Source organism: Streptococcus sp. GP0011, assembly GCF_030546305.1.
In the GTDB taxonomy this organism is placed as follows: Bacteria; Bacillota; Bacilli; order Lactobacillales; family Streptococcaceae; genus Streptococcus.
Genome location: NZ_JAUONR010000001.1, coordinates 65874 through 84918, shown reverse-complemented (window position 1 = coordinate 84918; position 19045 = coordinate 65874). Strand labels below are relative to the sequence as shown.

Below are 19045 nucleotides of genomic sequence, written 5' to 3'. Positions count from 1 at the left end.
GTTATTTCCTCCAAATAAGTTTTTAATTTTATAATCGTTTTTCCGTAGCTAGGCTACGCTGCGTAGCTTAAGATTAAGCTGCGTCTTCTTTGTTGTCTGCAACCGCTTTGACTGCAAGAGCAACGTTGCGCACTGGCGCTTGAAGTACAGAAAGGAGCATAGAAAGAAGTCCTTCGCGGTTTGGAAGAGTTGCAAGAGCAACGATTTCTTCTTTAGATGCGACAGCGCCTTCGATTGCACCACCTTTGATTTCAAGTGCTTCAGCGTTTTTAGCAAAATCATTCAAGATTTTCGCTGGTGCGATAACATCTTCGTTAGAAAATGCTACTGCAGATGGTCCAACAAATACTGATGCAAGATCTTCAAGACCAGCTTTTTCAGCTGCACGACGCAAGATTGAGTTTTTAATGACTTTATACTCAACTTCGCTTCCACGAAGCTCACGACGAAGAACTGTATCTTGCTCAACTGTCAAACCACGAGCGTCTACAACGACGATAGATGCAGCAGCTTTCATTTTTTCAGCCACTACGTCAACTAGTTCCGCTTTTTTAGCAATAATTGCTTCACTCATTAGTGTGTTCACCTCCGTAATTATTTTGCTTGGGGAATTTTTCCAAAAGAAAAACGCGCCCAAACCTAGACACGAAAGTACAATACGCTTCTTTTTACATGATACGTTTTGTCCTCGGTAGGATCTTTATGAGTCGAGCTCCCCTACTGTCTTAGGCAGTTTTTTCAAACCGTATATAAGTATAGCATAGACAAAAAAAGAATGCAAGATTTTTGCAAACTTTTTTTAAATTTTTTTAAATCTCTACTGTCAAAACTTTGCCTTGCTTAACCACCTGTTCTCCAGCGATATAAACATCATCAACATCACTGGATTTGACAGCATAAACCAGATGAGAGAGCATATTTTTCTGAGGTTGAAGATGGATTTTTCCTTGTGGTTGAATGACCAGAAAATCCGCTTGCTTGCCAACTTCTAGGCTTCCTATCTGCTTTTCCATTCCTAGAACCTTAGCTCCTTCGATCGTCAGTGCCTTAAGGGCTGTCTCGATAGGGAATTGGCTGGCATCTCCACTCTTCATTTTCTGAAGAAGGGCTGCGGTCCGTCCTTCCTCAAACATATCTAGATTATTATTGGAAGCAACTGAGTCAGTCGCAATTCCGACTGCTACTCCTGCTTTTTGCAGTTGGATGATTGGAGCGATCCCTGAGGCCAGTTTGAGGTTACTGATAGGATTATGGGCGATTGCCACATGAGAAGTTGCCAAGCGTTCAATTTCTCGCTCGTTTAGCTCGACCCCATGAGCAAAGACAGACGGATGATCTAAATAACCCAGTTCTTCTAGAAAGGCGAGGGGACGTTTGCCATAGCGTTTGAGGATAATTCCTGACTCTTCCTTGGTCTCTGCCACATGGATATGGAGAGGGATATTTAGCTCTTTTGCCATATCTAAGCTCGCTTCCAGCAAGTCTCTACTACAGCTGTAGGGAGAATGTGGAGCTACCATAACCTTGAAATTTGGGTTTTCATATCCTAAGATTTCCTCTATGATGGCTCGGGTTCTGCTTATGGTCTCAGCAGTTGTTTCTGCCTCTGAAGAAAAGAGGGTCGGTGAGAAATAACAACTCATCTTGGAAGCCTTAACTGCCTGATAAATTTGCTGGATATCCACACCATTGGGATTATACATATCGTTGAAGGTTGTTGTCCCTGACTGGAGCATCTCTGTCAGAGCTTCTTTGACCGCCTTGGTAGTCATATCAGGCGTAAATCCTGCTTCTGCAGGCCAGATATAGTCATTGAGCCATTCATGGAGATTGCTATCATCTTGGATCCCTCTCAATCCTGTCATAGCTGAATGGGTATGGCAATTGACCAAACCAGGCATGATCCAGGCTCCCTGATAGTCTATAATCTGCTCAGCTTGCTCTAAAATCTCTGGCTCCTCTTGGCCGACATAAATGATTTGAGAGTCCTTAACGGCTAAGATACCATCCAAATAAACATGGAAATCTTGGTCACAAGTCACGATATTTACATGCTGATAGACTTTCATTGTTTTCTCCTTCCAAGGCCTTGATTTTTTCTAGCTATTGTAACAAAAAAGTCACCCGAAGGCAACTTTTTTCGTTCATAAGATTTTAAAATAGAAAGGATTATTCAGAGCGAAAAGCTGCAGCTTTCTGCATTTGGTAATACTTGCCCTTTCTAGCCATGAGATCCTGATGGTTACCATGCTCAACAATGTCACCATCCACCAAGACTAGAATCAGATCCGCATCCTGAATAGTTGACAAACGGTGAGCAATGATAAAGCTTGTGCGCCCCTTCATCAGTTTGGCAAAGGCATCCTGTACCAGCACTTCTGTCCGTGTATCGATGGAGGAAGTTGCCTCGTCTAAGATAAGAATCTTTGGGATAGCTAGAAAGACTCGGGCGATGGTCAAGAGCTGGGCTTGCCCGACAGAGAGAGATTCTCCTGCATTTTCCAACTTGGTATCGTATCCCTGTGGCAACTGTTGGATGAAAAAGTCTGCATTGGCTGCCTTTGCAGCAGCAATCACCTGCTCCCGGCTAGCATCAGGATTTCCAAAGGCAATATTGTCATGGATGGTTCCTTGCTTGAGCCAGGTTTCTTGGAGAACCATCCCAAACTGCTGTCTCAATGAAGCTCGGGTATAATCATAAATGGATTGCCCATCTAGCAAGATATCTCCCGAGTTAATAGGATAAAAACGCATGAGGAGATTGATAAGAGTTGACTTACCAGCACCTGTCGGACCAACGATGGCTACCTTGCTACCAGCTGGGATATCGATGGATAAGTCCTTAATCAAGATCCTTTCAGGATGGTAGCCAAAAGAAACATGTTTAAAGGAAATAGCTCCCTTGACTTGGTCACTGGTCAAGACTTCCTTACCTGTTTCAGCAACCTCAGGACTTTCTAAGACAGCATAGACACGCTCTGCGCAAGCGAGAGCACTTTGCAACTCAGCTAGCACTGAAGAAATATCGTTAAAGGGCTTGGTATACTGTTGGACATAGTTCAAAAAAGTCACTAAACGCCCAATGGTCAAGGTTGAACCCATCATGATACGATAGGCTCCCACTCCAGCAAGAAGGGCATAAATGAGCGCATTGACAAAGCGAGTTGAAGGATTAACCGTTGATGAATAAAAGATGGCTGACTGAGAATAGCCTGCATAGTTGGCATTCGCCTCGTGCAGTCTTTGGATAAACTCTGTTTGAGCATTGAAGGACTGGATAATGGTCTGCTGGCTAAGCGACTCTTCAATCAACTGAGTCTGAATCCCCCTGGTCTCTGTTTGCTTCTGAAAGAGATGATAGGACCGTTTGGCAATAAAGCGTGAAATCACCATGGACAGGGGCGTCAACAGCAAGACCAAGAGGGTCATGAGAAGGTGAATTTGGAGCATGGCTAGAATACTAACCAAAATCATCAAAACACCAATGAAAAATTGATTGAAAATCATGGTCAAGCCAGCTGCCAACTGTTCTATGTCTGTGGTCACACGACTGACCATCTCTCCACTACCCTGCCGATCCACAAAAGCAATCGGTAAACGATGGAGCTTATGAATGATTCGCTCTCGCAAGTCTTTGGTATAAGAGAAGATTAGACGATTATAAAGAAGAGGATTGGCCCATTGTACCAGAGTATTTCCTATGACCACCAAGATCATCTGGATAAAAATCTGCCAAAAAACTGGTGAAGAACCAGCCACTAGAACTTGGTCAATGACCTGTCCAATCAGAATAGGTAGGTAAATTGATAAGCCAACTTGGGCAATAGTTCCTAGAAAGGCTAGGAAAAGGAGGAAGGGATGGCTTGCTAAATCTATGGCCAAACGTTTGAGCGTCTGGTTTGCGGTTTGTCGTCTCATGCTAGTCCTCCTTTCCATTTTGAGATGCGTTGATTTCGCGATAGACTTGGCTAGTTTTCATCAAGTCCTCGTGCTTGCCAACAGCTAGGAGCTCACCTTTTTCCAAGAGGAGAATCTGGTCAGCCATCTGAAGTGTCGAAGTCCGTTGAGAAATCAAGATTAAGCTCGTGTTAGGTAAGTTTTCTCGAATTGCTTTCAAGAGCTTGGACTCAGTGATGGTGTCGAGGGCCGAGGTCGCATCATCTAGGATGAGAAATGGAGCTTGTCGCAAGACTGCTCGGGCAATAGATAGCCTTTGTTTTTGTCCGCCTGAGAAATTTCGCCCTCCTCCCTCAACTAGGGCATCCAAAAGTCCTTCCTTTTCACTGACAAAATCCTTAGCTTGCGCAATCTCCAAGGCCTGCCATAGTTCCTGGTCAGATACTTCTCGATTGAAACCTAGAGTCAAGTTGGAACGAATAGTTCCTTTAAAGAGTTCGACCCTTTGGGGCACGTAGGCAATCCAAGACCGCCACTGCTCCAAATTACGAGGACTACATCCATCTCGATAAAGATCAATGCTCCCCTTGTCTGCTGGATAAAGACCAAGTAAGACTTGCACCAAGCTTGATTTACCTGAACCAGTTCCCCCAATGATACCAAGGATCTGCCCTTGATTCATATCAAAGGAAATGTTTCTCAGAGAAGGCTGGGCCGCATCAGGATAGGTAAAGGTTAATTCTTTGACTTGCAAAACCCGATCACCGGTAGCTTGCTTTTCTTCTAATTCTGAAAAAATATCTTCTGGAGCTTCGGTAAAAACTTCCTCAATTCTCTTGGCTGAGATATAGGACTGGTTGAGAGAATTTATCAGCATGGCGAGCTTAACCAATTCCACCAAAATCTGTAAGAGATAGTTGATAAGGGCAATCAGGGCACCTTGACTGAGTAAACCTCCTTGAATTGAAATATAGCCCTGCCAGATGATGACGAGAAGAGTTCCATTGACAATCAGATAAGTCAGAGGTGTTAACAAACTAGACCAGAAACCCGTCTTTTCTTGCAATCTAGCATAAACTTGGTTAAGGGTTTGAAAAATCTGTAACTCTCGTTTTTCCTGACCAAAAGCACGAATAACTCGCATGCCTTGTAATTGCTGGCGCGTTTCCTGAACCAGCTGATCCGTTTTCTTTCTGAGACTGCTGTAGAGAGGATTGACCAGTCGAGAGAGACCGACAATGACAATCGTCAAAATGACAACCATAACTAAGAACCAGAAAGTCAGCTCAGCCGAGATGCGATAGGCCATAAAAATGGCTCCAAAAACGATAATAGGCGCTCTCAAAAAGAGACGCAGGAATTGATTGATACCAGTCTGAATCTGGTAAGTATCCGAAGTCAAGCGAGTCACCAAGCTAGAAGTTGTCAAACGATCTCTGCTGTCCTTGGGTAATGAAAGAATATGACGATAAAGGTCGTCTGTCAGTTCTTTGGCAAAACCCACCGCAGCCTTAGCTGAGTAAAACTGGGCTACCAAGGCCACTAAAACGCCAATCACTGCAAAGATAAGGAGCAGGCCAATCTGCATCCAGAGATGCCCTTGATCTCTCTGGGGCAAGGATTGGTCAACAATCCCAGCAATCACCATGGGAACTAAGAGCTCAAAAACAGCTTCTAGCAACTTGAACAAGGGGGCTAAAATGGATTCTTTGATATAGGGTTTGAAGTAAGATAGTAAGTGTTTCATAGATCCCTTCTATTCTTATTCTGGAAATGAAGAAAGTGGGAAGCCCCACCCTCTCAGTTTTATTTGTTTAAGTAAGGTAATAGATAGCCATATCCTGCTTTTTCCATCTCATCCTTGGCTATAAAGCGTAAGGAAGCAGAATTGATACAGTAACGGAGGCCACCTAATTCCTGTGGTCCATCTGTAAAGACATGACCCAAGTGAGCATTTCCTGACCGAGAACGAACCTCGATTCGCTCCATTCCATGGCTCAAATCCTTGTAATAGTGAATCAATTCCTTAGAAATCGGACGACTAAAACTTGGCCAACCACAACCTGAGGCAAACTTATCCTTAGCAAAAAAGAGTGGCTCCCCTGTCGTGATATCTACATAAATCCCTTCTTCAAAAGTTTGGTCATAAGCATTACTAAACGGCGCCTCTGTAGCAGCTTCTTGCGTTACTCGGTAGGATTCTTCAGTTAGGTTTTCCTTTAACACCTCTTGACTAGGCTTTTCATAGTTAGAGGCATCAATCAATGGCTTCTCAGCATCCGTCACATCGATATGACAATAACCTGAAGGATTTTTCTTGAGATAGTCTTGATGGTAGTCTTCTGCTAAAATGTAGTGGCGAAGTTTCTCCACCTCTACTGCAATCTTTCGACCCAGTATACGCTCCTGCTCCTGCACCACTGTGTAGATAGCTGACAAGTCTGCTTCATCCTGATAATAGATTCCCGTTCGATATTGGCGACCACGGTCATTCCCTTGTTGGTTAATAGACAAGGGATCAATAACACGGAAATAATAAAGCAAAATCTCTCTGAGTGACACTGCTTTCTCATCATAAATCACTTGAACCGTCTCTGCATGGTCTGTTTCCTTGAGTAGCTGGTAATTGGTCGTTTCGACTTGCCCATTAGCATAGCCAACACTGGTCGCTAGCACTCCAGAAATTCGTGAAAAATACTCCTCTAGGCCCCAAAAACAACCACCTGCTAGATAAATTTCTGCCATCTTTATTTCTCCTTTATCAAGTTTTTAACTAATACTCTTCGAAAATCTCTTCAAACCACGTCAGCTTACATTTGCAACCTCAAAACAGTATTTTGAGCTTACTTCGTCAGTTTCATCTACAACCTCAAAACCATGCTTTGAGCAACCTGCGGCTAGCTTCCTAGTTTGCTCTTTGATTTTTCATTGAGTATAAACTTCTTTTCAAAAAAAGGACAGGAAGCCCTCTGGTCGAGAGTTTCCCCATCCTATCTTCTATTCTTTATTTTGCTTCGACACGGACACCTTGCGTATCAACTTTCAAGTCATGCAGTTTGCCTTTGAAAGACTGCTTTTGCAATTCTGCCTTAATCTTCGGCATCTTGTCGTGAGAAGCCAAGACCATAACTGTCGGTCCAGCACCGGAAAGGTAGGTTGCATAGGCACCATTCTCTTTAGCTACTTGCTTAATCGTCGCAAATTCACGGACCAGACTTTGACGATAACGCTCGTGGAAGAGGTCTCCCTCAATCGCTTGGCCAGCAGTCACCATGTCTCCTGCTAACAAGGCTGCAACGGCTATATTGGCGATAGAACTGGCTGCAACAGCTTCCTTGTAGGACAATTTCTTAGGAAGGACACCACGGCTGTCTCGAGTGCGCAATTCATAGTTAGGAATGTAAGCTAGAAAATCACATTCTGGGAAGTCTGCTACGATAGCAGAGACTTGACCTTCAACGGAACTCGCAATAACAAGATTTCCATAGATAGCTGGAGCCACATTGTCAGGATGCCCTTCAATCTTGGTAGCCAACTGCAATTTGTCGTGGTTAGATAAGTTGAGATTGCCCAGTTGGTTAGCCAGTTCAATCCCAGCAACGATAACAGAGCTAGAAGAACCCAAACCACGCGCCAAGGGAACATCGCTGGTCATTTTCAAACGTCTCGGTTGCAAGTCAGGCGCAATTTGCAAGGCAATCTTAAGCAAAAGATTACGCTCGTCATGGGGAATCCATTTACCAATCTGGTGTTCAATCAACCACTCATCCCGTTCTTCACAGACCTCAATTTGAAGATACTTGGTTACAGCTACACCGACCGAATCAAAACCTGGCCCAATATTGGCACTGGTTGCAGGTACAATAATCTTCATCCTATTCTCCTAACACCTTGAAGGTATTCAAGAGGTCAAATTCTGAAGCTTTGGCCAACTCAGCTGAAACATTCTCAAGTTGTGCTTTATTGATCTTATGTGTAATAATGACGACACGCGCCTTGTCACCCTCTTTACTATCTTGGAGGATTTGCTTGAAGGAAATATCTTGAGCGTTGAAAATCTCAGCCAATTTCAAGACCTGCCCTTTTGAGTCTGGAGCCAAGATTGAGAAATAGTAGTTTGCTTTAACATCTTCTGGATTTGCCAAGACCAAGTCACGGCTATATTCGTTGAAGTCTTTGCCAATGGTACCATCATTTAAGCGACGAACGATACGGACAATATCTGCTACAACACTTGTTGCAGTTGGTTTTTGACCAGCACCTGGTCCGTAGTACATAGATTCACCGATACCGATAGACTCTACAAAGACGGCGTTCATGACACCATTCACACTAGCAAGTGGGTGTGCTTTAGGTAGGAAGGTTGGAGTCACTTCTGCGGCAATACCTGAAGGAGTTTCTTCGATAGAACCAACCAATTTCACAACATAGCCAAGCTCTTGAGCCATAGCTACATCTTCTGGTGTGATGTTGCGGATTCCCTTGTGGGCTACATCGGCAAAGGCAACCTTCATCCCAAAGGCAAATTGGCTCAAAATCACCATCTTGTAGGCTGCGTCAATCCCATCCACGTCATTTGTAGGATCGCTTTCTGCAAAACCTAATCTTTGTGCTTCAGCCAGAGCATCATCGTAAGACCAGCCTTCTTCCACCATCTTGGTCATCATGAAGTTGGAAGTTCCATTAACAACGCCAAGAACGCGCGTAATTTTGTCAGAAGCCAACGAATTTGCCAAAGTACGAAGAATTGGAATACCACCAGCAACTGCTGCTTCGTAGTAAAGTGCTACATTATGCTCTTTAGCAATTTCTAACAATTCTGCACCATGGACAGCCAAAAGGTCCTTGTTGGCAGTAACAACGTGTTTCCCAGCTTCCAAGGCACGAGTGATAAAGGTTTTAGCTGGTTCGATACGCCCCATCAATTCCACTACAATAGTAATGTCCTTGTCTGATAAAATATCGTCTACATTGGTTACAAAGTTAAAGTCATTTCCTGCTGCAAGCAAGCGGTTCTTTTCATCTTCATCCTTGACCAATACCTTGGCTACTTCAATCTCTGAATGAGCTGACTGAACGATTTTTTCTCCATTTTCCTTTAGTAGGAATGGCACACCACTTGCAACGGTACCAAATCCAAGTAAAGCAATTTTAACTGTCATGTTTGTCTCCTAGAAATTTTCTGATATAGCCATTATAACAGAATTTTATGAAAATTCCTATTATAGTAAATCACTATTTCAGTCTGGTAAAGAAAAAACGAATCCCATGATTCGTCTTTCTTGATAAATGAAAATTGATTTTGAAATTTATGAACGAATCTTTTGCAAATTAAGAACTGCATCGTGATTGATCAAGATTTGCCCATACTCTTGCAAGACTGAACGACTGATGTCACTGTCGTCTGCAAATTCACGCATACGAGCCAAGAGCCAAGCCGGATATGGACTTGGATGATTTTCCACATCGACTAAGATTGTCAAATAGTAGTGTCCATTCATCTTATAGAGTTCAGAGGTTTCCATCTGGTAGTTAACCGTCTTTGCAAAAGCAACTAAGTCAGCAAGGCTTGCAAAGCGCAGGATATAGTAGATATAAGGTTCTTTCTTACTCTCAGTCTCCTTGTCTGCCTGCTCTTGCTCTTCTTCCTTTGCTTCGACCTGCTCTAGAGATTGGATGGCCTCAATATCGTCCTTGGTTTTATCTGCAATGCTCTTTTCCAAGGTTTTGAGAAATTCATCCGGCGACATTTGGGCTAATTCTTCCATGTCTGGTAGATCCGCCAAATCTTCAAAATCCAGATTTTGGTCAATCTTGGATTTGGTCACAAAGACGTCCACCTTATCAGGTTTTGGCGTCACGCGGAAACTCAGCATGCCACTATCCAAGAAATTGTCTGGCATCTCTAACTCATCTAAAATAGCATAGAAAAACTCTTCAGTTTTTTCCTGAGGAACGAGAAAGTCTGCAATCTCCATTCCTCGGTCCATCAAATCATCTAAAGTCATCGTGATTTTCAGTGTTGTATCACTAATTTGTTTCATCTTCATATCTAGTAACCTCATACTTTCAGTCTATCTATTATACTAGATTTTTACGATTTTATCAAAAGAATGAAGCGAGAATGTGATATAATACTAGATATGATTTTAGATTTAAGAAAGAAAGTTCAATGAAAAATATAAAAGTAAATGCCTTGGCCAGCTTGCTGGTCAATATTCTCAATATCGTTTTTCCACTGATAACCAATCCTTATCTGACACGGATTCTCAGCAAATCCAACTACGGTTATTTCAATACAGCCAATACCTGGGCAAGTTTCGTTATTCCACTAGCTGCCTTTGGGATATACAACTACGGGATTCGAGCTATCAGTAAGGTCAAGGATGACAAGAATAAAATCAACTACGTCTTTTCTAAGTTGTTTTATATCTCGGTTTTCACCTCTCTCCTGACCACTGGTATCTACTTCCTCATTATCTTCTTTGACACTAGCATTGAGAATCTGAAAGTCCTCTACTACATCCTAGGGGCTCAAGCACTCTTCCAATTTCTCAATATCGAATGGATGAACGAGGCTTATGAAAATTATGCCTTCATCCTCTATAAAACGTTAATTATTCGAATTACCATGCTAGTCGCTATCTTCGCCTTTGTTAAAACGGCAGATGATATTGTTCCTTATGCTATCGTTATGACAGCGACCACTATCCTCAACTACCTGCTCAGTTTTCTTTGGATCAAGAGAGAAGTTTCTTTTGTTAAGATCGGTTTCGTAGAACTTGCTAAAGCTTCTAAACCACTCTTCACTATGCTTCTCTTAGCAAATGCTAATATGCTTTATACCTTGCTAGATAGAATGTTTATCACCAAGGGACCAGATGAAAACTACATTTCTTATTATACAATTGCCTATAGTATCGTCATGTTGATTGCCAGTGTCTTGAGTGGAGCTATCAACGTCAGTATTCCACGCCTTGGCTACTATCTCGGTAAAAAGGATTACAAGTCCTATAATTATCTCGTGAATCAAGCGGCATCCTTATTCTATTTCCTTATGGTTCCAACTAGTATCGGGATTATGATATTGGGACGGTACGCAACTGTTATTTATTCTTCTGAAAAATATCTTGAAGCGGGTATCGTAACTAGCGTCTTCGCTTTTCGTACCATCATTTGGGCTATTGAGTTGATTCTTGGTAAACAGATTATCTTTATCAACGACCATGAAAATCGCTTAACCGCCTTCTACTTCCTTGGTGGTGGTGCCAATATACTATTAAATAGCATCTTGTATTTCAATAATATTTTTGCACCTGAGTATTACATCGCTACGACCATTATCGCAGAAACTATCGTTGTTTTACTTGAAATTCATTTTATCAAGAAACACCAACTGATTAGTTTAAAAGAAATTTTTATAACCTTAACACGTTATAGCCTCATATCCCTTGGTTTTATCCCAATCTTCTATATTTTCAAGATGATTTTCCAAATCAATTCCTACACAGTAAACTTTAATATGATTCTCATGGTTCTTTCTACCGTGGCAACTTGTGGTATCTATTACCTCTTGACCCTCTTTATTACCAAAGACAAAACACTCCACTATGCACTGAACCTTGTACTTGCTAAATTAAAACGAAATTAAAAAAATCCCCTACTGATAAATTAGTTGCCAGTAGGGGATTTCTTCTTTATTCGTTTTCTTTCTTATCAGAAGCATTGGCTTCTAGATTTGAATCTTGTTTAGGTTGTTCAACAATAGAGGAATTAGCTTCTTGTTTCTGTTCTGGCTTGACTGCATCGCTATTTACAGCAGCAACAGCCTGTTTCCAGATTCCTTCTTCGTTTACTTTGTAACCATCAGGTGTTGTTGCGTTCTTCAACAAAGAACCATTAGCTTGGAAATAGTACCAATTACCATCAAACTGTTTCCAACCTGTTTGCATTGCTCCTGATTCATCAAAGTAATAATGATCACCATTTACTTTATGAAGGCCAACCAACATGATCCCATCTTCAGGATTTAGATAATACCAGACGCCTTTGTCTTTTATCCAACCAGTTTTCATGGCTCCATTTGATTCAAAGTAACGGTAATGATTATCAAACCATTTCCAGCCAGTTTGCATGGCACCAGATTTGCTAAAGTAATATTGCTTACCATCTACTTGATGGAGGCCGACTAACATAACGCCTTCCTTACCTTCAAGATAATACCAGGCATCACCATCTTTTAACCAACCCGTTTGGAGTGCGCCCGACGTAGCGTAATAATGCCAAGAATCATTTGACCACTGCCATCCAACTTGCATAGTACCTGCAGAGCTGAAGAAATAGTTCTTACCGTCAATCTCTTTAGATCCTACAGCCATGATACCTGTTTCTGGATCCAAATAATACCATGATTCTTTATCTTTCAACCAACCAGTTTTCATAGCTCCTGAGTTCGTATAGAAGTACCAGCTATTTTCTTGCCACTTCCAGCCAGTCTGCATGGCACCACTAGCATTCAAATAGTAACGAACACCATTTATATCTTGTCTACCAGTTAACATGATGCCATCTTTATCCAGATAATACCATGTTTCCTGATCCTTGACCCAGCCGGTTTTCATAGCTCCAGAACTTGCAAAATAGTTCCAGTGACCATCAACAAAGGCCCAGCCAGTTTGCATGATACCTTCTTGATTAAAGTAGTATGTGCTTCCATTGATATTCTTTTTACCGATGGTCTTTAGCCCATCCTCATCATAGAAATACCAATTTGAATCAATCTTTTGCCAAGTTGAAGGCTTACCTGCTGTTTGGAGTGCACCACTTTCGCTAAAGAACATCTTCTTGCCATTATAGACTTGATGTCCTGTTAGCATCTTCCCATCTGCTGCAAAGAGATACTTTTTCCCTCCAATTTCAGAGAGCTCGCTAAATCGTCTAGCACCATTTGATTGGATATAATACCAAGAGTCATCTAGTTTGAACCAACCACCAGTTTGCATTTTACCATTTTGGTTCAAATAGTAATCGTTCCCTTTGGCATTTTCTCCCCAGTCGTCGTTAAGGTGAAGCCAGCGACCTGCTTGCATTTGTCCTTTTCCATTAAAGAAGTAAGTGGCTCCGCCGATCTCTCTCCAGCCGATAGCCATTTCTCCATCAGTCAAACGATATTTCCAATAGCCATCTTCTTGATACCATTTTTCGTCAACTACAGGGATATCAGGGAAGGTATTTGAAACATTAGCAAATCCTTTATCGCTAATATCAAAAACGGTAGCGTCTTGAGTTTGGCTCGCAGCATGAAGAACCTGAATATTTTTCTTCTGAAGGTATTCTCTGGTTGAAGCAACATTAATATCTCCACCAGTTGTCTGAATAATCATTTTTGGTGATAAGTTTTCAAGGAAATTAATCGTATTTGAAATTGTCGCATCATAATGGTGGTTCCATTTCATCATATCAACCTTGCCGATAACTGGACCTAACTTATCTTCTGCTCCCTCGGCATTATCCAAATCTCCACCAAGATAGATTCTCTTTCCTGCCACAGTCACTACTGAAACAATGGAGTTAGAGTTATCATCTCGAACTTTTTTCAGATTCCCTTCAGCATCATATTCATTCTTATAATTATAGAGTTGGATATCCATATCACCTAATTTTAGATGGCTATCCTCATCTGAAATATTCTGGATAAGAGTAACTCCCCGTTTTTGAGCTGCTCTCAAAGCATTATCATAATTAAAAAGATTATCCCATAGTCCCCAGTTTGCTGTAATCCGATCATCTGAATATTTTTTCAAATAAAACTTACCGACTTGATATCGATTGAGTATTTCGTCTGCTCCACCAATATGGTCACTATGAACATGAGTTCCTATAATAAAATCTAATTTTTTTACACCTATTTGATCCAAGTGGCGAATCAATCGATCCTCCAATACTTGATAATTTCTCATGGAAATTCCCCAGCGGCTTGGATAGCGCGGGTCACTCCCATCAGGAAAATCATAGTCTTCACCCATATCAATCAAAGCATAGTGACCATTGCTTTCCAGAAGGATGGCGTCACTCCCAGATTTTGCTTTAGTATTTATGAAATGGATACGATTGCCCGAACCTGCTGAAATGGTATCTGCATTTACTCCTTGCGATAACTGAATCAGTAATAGAAAGACTGCGAGAACACTATAGCTGACTGATTTTAATAACCATTTATTTTTCACCTTGAAAACTCCTTTATCTTAACAATAAGCAACTTTTACTAATCTAATCAATCCAGTAGTTTTTATCCCCTCCTGGGACTTGTTGCTCAATAGGCGGTGGAGTCATATAGTTTTCTCCAAATTCGTAGACAAGTATTTCATGGTATTTTCTCGGAACCTTGACCACGATGTTTTCATAAGGCATATCAATCAAATCATAGAGCCATTCTTTTTTTATACCATTTGGATAATAAGGGTCATAGATAGTACAAGTTAGATCTGTTGCTTGATCTACACTATACTTCAAAGCAAGGCTCTCTAATTTTTGATTCCATAGCTGTGGGGAAGTTAAGCGGAAAATAGCTGATCCCATATAACGAGGGAGGTTTTTAAGTCCACCATTCTCAGACTTGATCCCTTTAAAATTCAAAGAAGAAAGGCGAATGAAATATTTGTAGAGCTTCATTTTCTTACGGTCACTTTCCTGTGTTACGACACCATCATATGGAAAAATGTCAACGCAAGTTCCCAATACGACCGTTGGGTCTACGAGGTTAGCATCTCGACGAGTCCTTACATCATAGACTCTCATATAACTGTATGGATATCCCTTTGTTTCTCTGAATGAAATCAATTTGTAGTAGGGATGATTTTCATTTTGTAAAACCTTATACAGTTTTTCAAATTCATCACGCGCCAAGGAAATATCTGTATCATCATCCCAAGGGATAAATCCTTTATGGCGTACAGCTCCTAGTAAGGTTCCAAAATCAATAAAGTATTTGATTTGATGTTGTTCACAAAGATCATGTAGATACTTTAAAATATCCAATTCTACTTGCTTGATTTCTTCAAGAGTTAAAGTTCTTTCAGACATAGGTTCTATTCTCCTAAATTTGACTATTTTTTTAAACGTTTCTTAATCCCAATCTCGTCATTTAGACCTTTTAACAATCTTCCATAATTTAAAATCATGATGAGATACTCTTTGTTCAACTGGTGGCAACTGCATATAGTCTCCGTAGTCTGAGGTCAAAATTTCATGATAGTTTTTCGGAATGGTAAATTCCTTACCTTCAAATATTCCAGTAGTAACTTGTTCCAGCCATTCACGTCTCCACACTGGTTTGTTCATATCCTTGTAGATAAGATAATCCACCTGCTCATAATCTGAGACTTTACGGGATTTTGCAAGCTCTTCAATCTGGGCAACGTATTTGTTTGTATTGGTGAAATAGAAAATAATAACTGACACATAACGTAGCAGTGAATTCAGTACACTTTTTGTATTGGTAATGCCTTTGAAGGTGTAGCAACTCAATTGACGTTTCTTTATCAGTTTCGTCATCTTGTTTTTAAATTGTACGTCATCCTCGTAGCCATCTACAGGGAAAATATCTACATAGATTCCCATATTCGAATCGATGCGAACATCTTCTTCTAGCAAGTAAGTATGGTTATCCTGCACTTTCATGAAGGGATAGACATAGTTGAGATTATTTTTATAAGACATAACTTCGTAACGTTCATCACGGTTAGCGATAAGGTAGTCTTGCAATTTTTCATAATCCTCTCGTAACATGCAGATATCCATGTCATCATCCCAAGGGATAAATCCTTGATGGCGAACAGCACCAATTAGACTTCCATATGCTAAGAAATACTTGACCCCAATTTTCTGACAAACTTCATGAATATACTCCATGATTCCAAGTTCCATCTCTTGAATTTCTTTAACATCTGTTACTTCTTGGTACCGAACTCCTTCATCTCGTTTGCAGACTACGAGTCCATAGCCAATCGCTAGCCAGAAGATGATATTAATAAAGTTGGTTGAATACATAATCTGACTTTCAAATAATTGACCAAACAAGATACCAAAGAAAAGAATCATGATCAATTTATCAGTATGTTTCTTGGAAACAATCAAATACGTTAAAAAGCGCTTGATGACATAAGCCAGTACAAGAAGGAAGGATACCAAACCTAGAACTCCCGAACTGACAAATATGGTCACAAAAATGTTATGGAAATTCCCACCAATAAGGGAGTTTTGAATCTCAAATTTACTGAAATATTCTGTGTAGTAATCTGGAACATTTCGTACACCATAACCAAAAATTGGTTTGGCACTTCCCATCTTGATGGCATTTTTCCAGATATAGGTTCTACCACTTGGTGTTGTTTCAATCAGATGGAGCTCACCGTTTTTCTTAGTAACAGACGAATCTGTTTCAGCATAGGATTGTCCTTTGTTTAAATCTAAGACAGTCGCAGTTTCAGATGAGATATAGATTGAAGTTACATAGCTTAATCCAATATTAGTTGCAGTAATCAGCAAACCAGCAACTATAAAAGTGAGGAATCGTTTAACGATACTTCCTCTAGTAGCAAAGAAACTATAGAGTCCAATCATGAGAAGTAAAGAAAGTAAGGCTCCTCGACTTTGCATCATAGCAAAGTAAACGAATTGAATCACATTGTTCAGTTTAAGATAAACAGAATATTTACTTCCTTTATGGATCAAATACATAGCCAAAATAATGCTAATGTATGAAAATATCGCACTAGCATTTGGATTGACAATCCCCCACAGACGGCCATTCATGACACCATAGTAATAAGATTGTTCGCCAATCTTAAATAGGATAAGGACTCTGCTTACCAATAAACCAAACGCAAAAATTGCTGAAGAAAAAGATACAATTTGAACCGTATAGGCAATCCAGTCAAATAATTTTTTAAGTTGCCCTGATTGTAACATGGTAAATAATAAAACATAAGTTACCATGAAGAGGATTTCAATCACATTTCCAATCAGATGTCCAGAGCGATTGAAAATAGCTGATAGCAGATGACTTCCAGCTAAGAGTCCAAATAAGGATAGAAATTTGCGATCTGCTGTGATTTCTTTCCACTTAAACAATAAGGTATAGCAAATATAAAGCACTACAATCGCTGACAATCCCTTGTAGAGGGGATTTGCTATCTTATAAACCAGTGAACTCATACTTAAAATCGAAATGAAAACAAATAGATACGCAATCCATAGTTTTGATTTTTCAAAGTATTCATCCATTTTTGAAAAATTCATTTTCAACTCCTTCTCATGATATTAGTTTTTTAATCCAACAATTTTCTTATATAGCCATGGAGAAATGACAAGTGAAAGGATCGCTACCTTGCGAAAAGTGGTGAAATAAGCATCTTTCCATATTTCGCGTCGATGCTGAACAATCCAAGTCCTCAGCTCGGCTTTCTCCTTTTGATACTCTTCACGTGAAGTAAAGATAATTTTATCGTAAACTGTGATGTACGACCAACATTCTCTGTTTATTAATTCGTATTTCAAATTAGGAAAGGCTTGTGAAACTTGAGCAATTATTTGCTGATAAACTTCTATTGTGTCAAATACATATCGATTAACAGATGTTGTTGCACTTCCCTCACGATGATCATAATAATAAACAGGTTTGTCAATAAAGACGCAACTACATCTTGTCTTTAGTAGCAATTCAGTTAAAAATAAGGCATCTTCAGCTAGGTGATAATTTGTATTAAACTTTTCATCCGCAAGCAGGTCTCTCTTAAACAGTTTTGCAACTGGAAAAAATGACGTTCTGGTAGTCATCAGTAGTTCCTTCATGGTTTCTTCTGTTGACCAGAGTTCTGTTTTTCCAGAATGTGAAGGTATATCAGTTACAATGCCGTTTTTGATATGGTGCAGAGGAGCAATTACAAAGCCTACATTCAACCCTTCAACTGCACTTGCTAAAGTAGCTAGGTAATCCTGGGTAACGAAATCATCGCTATCAATAAAGGTAACCCAAGAACCCGTCGCTAGCTGAATTCCCATATTTCTAGCATTTGAAACACCAGCATTTTCGATATGATAAACCTTGATATTCTCATACTGAGACGCTAAGTGATCACAGATCTGTCCACTAGAATCAGTAGAACCATCATTGATTAGGATTAACTCAAAATGGGCATAAGTCTGTTGAAGAATCGACTCAACACATCGCTCCAGATAAGCCTCTACATTGTAGACTGGAACGATAACGCTTATTTTTTCTCCCATCATGCTCCATATTCTCCCTTGTACTCTGTGTAGCTCTTGTCCATGTCTGCTATAATGGCATCATGATGCGGTACTTGCTTGTCCTCTGGTGGCGGTGTCATATAGTCCCCAAAAGCAGTGCTGAGATAGGCATCATAACCGACTGGAATGGGCATCTCAGTTCCTTCAAATGGCAAGAATAGATTGTCTTCAAAAGATGCGATTGGGTATTTGTTTCGCATGTAGCCGGGGCCTGAGCATAATTCCGTAATTCCATCGCTCTCAGCCAGACCATACTTGGTCATTTCTTTTTCAGCTTTTTTCCAAATGCGATAACGTAGCGATTTAGGAGTTAAACCCAGTAAAATACGACTTCCCCATTTCATGATGGCACCATGCTTTTCTGGGATAGTTTGGGCGCAAAAGAGTGAATAAATCAGGGCCCAACGAACCTGTTTCTTACGCTCAGCTGGATTTTTAGGATAATAATCCAAAGGTAAAACATCCAAGGCCAAACCGTGTGGCAAATCCAAATCCTTCTGATAAGGCTTGATACAAGTGGTTTCCTTATCACGAATGGTAATAAAAAGGTTACGGTCTACAAAATCTTTGTTACTCTTTGACAAGAAATAACGCTCGTCTGCATAACGTGGCCACAGTTCTGCTAATTTTTCATAGTCCTTACGTGGCATGAAAAAGTCCAAATCATCATCCCAAGGAATGAAACCTTTGTTACGAAGGGCACCAATAGCTCCTCCACCACAGAGATAGCACAACAAATCATGTTCTTTACAAAATGCGACGAAATATTCAGCCATTTCCAGACTACGAGCCTGAATCGCTTTCAAATCACTCATGTCTCTCCTCTTCTGTCCAATAACGA

Annotated in this window: 14 protein-coding genes and 1 other annotated feature; of the genes, 1 reads left to right on the top strand and 13 read right to left on the bottom strand. The window is 40.5% G+C overall.

What is annotated here, in order from left to right; all coding sequences use genetic code 11:
- Positions 1-73: 73 nt before the first annotated feature.
- From rplJ to mecA, 8 genes are all read right to left on the bottom strand, one after another.
- Positions 74-574: a 50S ribosomal protein L10 gene (gene rplJ, locus Q4443_RS00405; protein ID WP_001287274.1), complete on the bottom strand. Its 501-nt coding sequence runs from the start codon at positions 572-574 to the stop codon at positions 74-76.
- A 38-nt stretch (positions 575-612) separates the two neighbouring features.
- Positions 613-748 (bottom strand) — a sequence feature (ribosomal protein L10 leader region).
- Between the two features lie 61 nt (positions 749-809).
- Entirely contained in the window at positions 810-2069 is a 1260-nt protein-coding gene (locus Q4443_RS00400) for a TRZ/ATZ family protein (RefSeq protein ID WP_049519552.1), read from the bottom strand.
- A 100-nt stretch (positions 2070-2169) separates the two neighbouring features.
- On the bottom strand, positions 2170-3918 hold the full coding sequence (locus tag Q4443_RS00395) for an ABC transporter ATP-binding protein (RefSeq protein WP_049519550.1): 1749 nt from the start codon (positions 3916-3918) through the stop codon (positions 2170-2172).
- Position 3919: 1 nt separating this feature from the next.
- On the bottom strand, positions 3920-5644 hold the full coding sequence (locus Q4443_RS00390) for an ABC transporter ATP-binding protein (protein WP_042902140.1): 1725 nt from the start codon (positions 5642-5644) through the stop codon (positions 3920-3922).
- A 59-nt stretch (positions 5645-5703) separates the two neighbouring features.
- The gene (gene msrB, locus Q4443_RS00385) at positions 5704-6642 is read right to left on the bottom strand and encodes a peptide-methionine (R)-S-oxide reductase MsrB (RefSeq protein WP_268721898.1); all 939 of its coding nucleotides are present in this window, start codon (positions 6640-6642) and stop codon (positions 5704-5706) included.
- Positions 6643-6901: 259 nt separating this feature from the next.
- On the bottom strand, positions 6902-7771 hold the full coding sequence (gene thrB / locus Q4443_RS00380; RefSeq protein WP_042902138.1) for a homoserine kinase: 870 nt from the start codon (positions 7769-7771) through the stop codon (positions 6902-6904).
- Position 7772: 1 nt separating this feature from the next.
- Positions 7773-9059, bottom strand: coding sequence for a homoserine dehydrogenase (locus Q4443_RS00375; RefSeq protein WP_303407822.1), 1287 nt, complete (start codon positions 9057-9059; stop codon positions 7773-7775).
- A gap of 147 nt (positions 9060-9206) precedes the next feature.
- Positions 9207-9947, bottom strand: a complete 741-nt coding sequence (gene mecA, locus Q4443_RS00370) for an adaptor protein MecA (RefSeq protein WP_044020570.1) — start codon at positions 9945-9947, stop codon at positions 9207-9209.
- Positions 9948-10069: 122 nt separating this feature from the next.
- Between mecA and Q4443_RS00365 the strand changes: the two genes are divergently transcribed.
- Positions 10070-11548, top strand: coding sequence for an oligosaccharide flippase family protein (locus Q4443_RS00365; RefSeq protein ID WP_000789709.1), 1479 nt, complete (start codon positions 10070-10072; stop codon positions 11546-11548).
- A 46-nt stretch (positions 11549-11594) separates the two neighbouring features.
- Here the strand turns inward: Q4443_RS00365 and Q4443_RS00360 are convergent, their stop codons facing one another.
- Genes Q4443_RS00360 through Q4443_RS00340 form a run of 5 tightly spaced genes read right to left on the bottom strand, consistent with a single transcriptional unit; the run spans position 11595 to position 19019 of the window.
- Positions 11595-14123, bottom strand: a complete 2529-nt coding sequence (locus tag Q4443_RS00360; RefSeq protein ID WP_049519544.1) for an MBL fold metallo-hydrolase — start codon at positions 14121-14123, stop codon at positions 11595-11597.
- Positions 14124-14166: 43 nt separating this feature from the next.
- A complete protein-coding gene (locus Q4443_RS00355) occupies positions 14167-14979 on the bottom strand; it encodes a phosphorylcholine transferase LicD (RefSeq protein ID WP_000004177.1) in 813 nt (270 codons plus the stop codon).
- 57 nt (positions 14980-15036) lie between these two features.
- Positions 15037-17196 carry a LicD family protein gene (locus Q4443_RS00350; RefSeq protein WP_001011682.1) on the bottom strand — a complete coding sequence of 720 codons (2160 nt, stop codon included), beginning with the start codon at positions 17194-17196 and terminating at the stop codon, positions 15037-15039.
- A gap of 21 nt (positions 17197-17217) precedes the next feature.
- Positions 17218-18186: a glycosyltransferase family 2 protein gene (locus Q4443_RS00345; RefSeq protein ID WP_049519542.1), complete on the bottom strand. Its 969-nt coding sequence runs from the start codon at positions 18184-18186 to the stop codon at positions 17218-17220.
- Complete coding sequence (locus Q4443_RS00340; protein WP_049519541.1) at positions 18183-19019, bottom strand: phosphorylcholine transferase LicD; 837 nt, start codon at positions 19017-19019, stop codon at positions 18183-18185. The genes Q4443_RS00345 and Q4443_RS00340 overlap by 4 nt, the downstream gene beginning before the upstream one ends.
- Between the last annotated feature and the right edge of the window lie 26 nt (positions 19020-19045).

What these genes read in the sequence shown, in the direction of transcription:
- rplJ (WP_001287274.1), bottom strand. Translation starts at nt 574, where the DNA reads ATGAGTGAAGCAATTATTGCTAAAAAAGCGGAACTAGTTGACGTAGTG.
- Q4443_RS00400 (WP_049519552.1), bottom strand. Translation starts at nt 2,069, where the DNA reads ATGAAAGTCTATCAGCATGTAAATATCGTGACTTGTGACCAAGATTTC.
- Q4443_RS00395 (WP_049519550.1), bottom strand. Translation starts at nt 3,918, where the DNA reads ATGAGACGACAAACCGCAAACCAGACGCTCAAACGTTTGGCCATAGAT.
- Q4443_RS00390 (WP_042902140.1), bottom strand. Translation starts at nt 5,644, where the DNA reads ATGAAACACTTACTATCTTACTTCAAACCCTATATCAAAGAATCCATT.
- msrB (WP_268721898.1), bottom strand. Translation starts at nt 6,642, where the DNA reads ATGGCAGAAATTTATCTAGCAGGTGGTTGTTTTTGGGGCCTAGAGGAG.
- thrB (WP_042902138.1), bottom strand. Translation starts at nt 7,771, where the DNA reads ATGAAGATTATTGTACCTGCAACCAGTGCCAATATTGGGCCAGGTTTT.
- Q4443_RS00375 (WP_303407822.1), bottom strand. Translation starts at nt 9,059, where the DNA reads ATGACAGTTAAAATTGCTTTACTTGGATTTGGTACCGTTGCAAGTGGT.
- mecA (WP_044020570.1), bottom strand. Translation starts at nt 9,947, where the DNA reads ATGAAGATGAAACAAATTAGTGATACAACACTGAAAATCACGATGACT.
- Q4443_RS00365 (WP_000789709.1), top strand. Translation starts at nt 10,070, where the DNA reads ATGAAAAATATAAAAGTAAATGCCTTGGCCAGCTTGCTGGTCAATATT.
- Q4443_RS00355 (WP_000004177.1), bottom strand. Translation starts at nt 14,979, where the DNA reads ATGTCTGAAAGAACTTTAACTCTTGAAGAAATCAAGCAAGTAGAATTG.
- Q4443_RS00350 (WP_001011682.1), bottom strand. Translation starts at nt 17,196, where the DNA reads ATGAATTTTTCAAAAATGGATGAATACTTTGAAAAATCAAAACTATGG.
- Q4443_RS00345 (WP_049519542.1), bottom strand. Translation starts at nt 18,186, where the DNA reads ATGATGGGAGAAAAAATAAGCGTTATCGTTCCAGTCTACAATGTAGAG.
- Q4443_RS00340 (WP_049519541.1), bottom strand. Translation starts at nt 19,019, where the DNA reads ATGAGTGATTTGAAAGCGATTCAGGCTCGTAGTCTGGAAATGGCTGAA.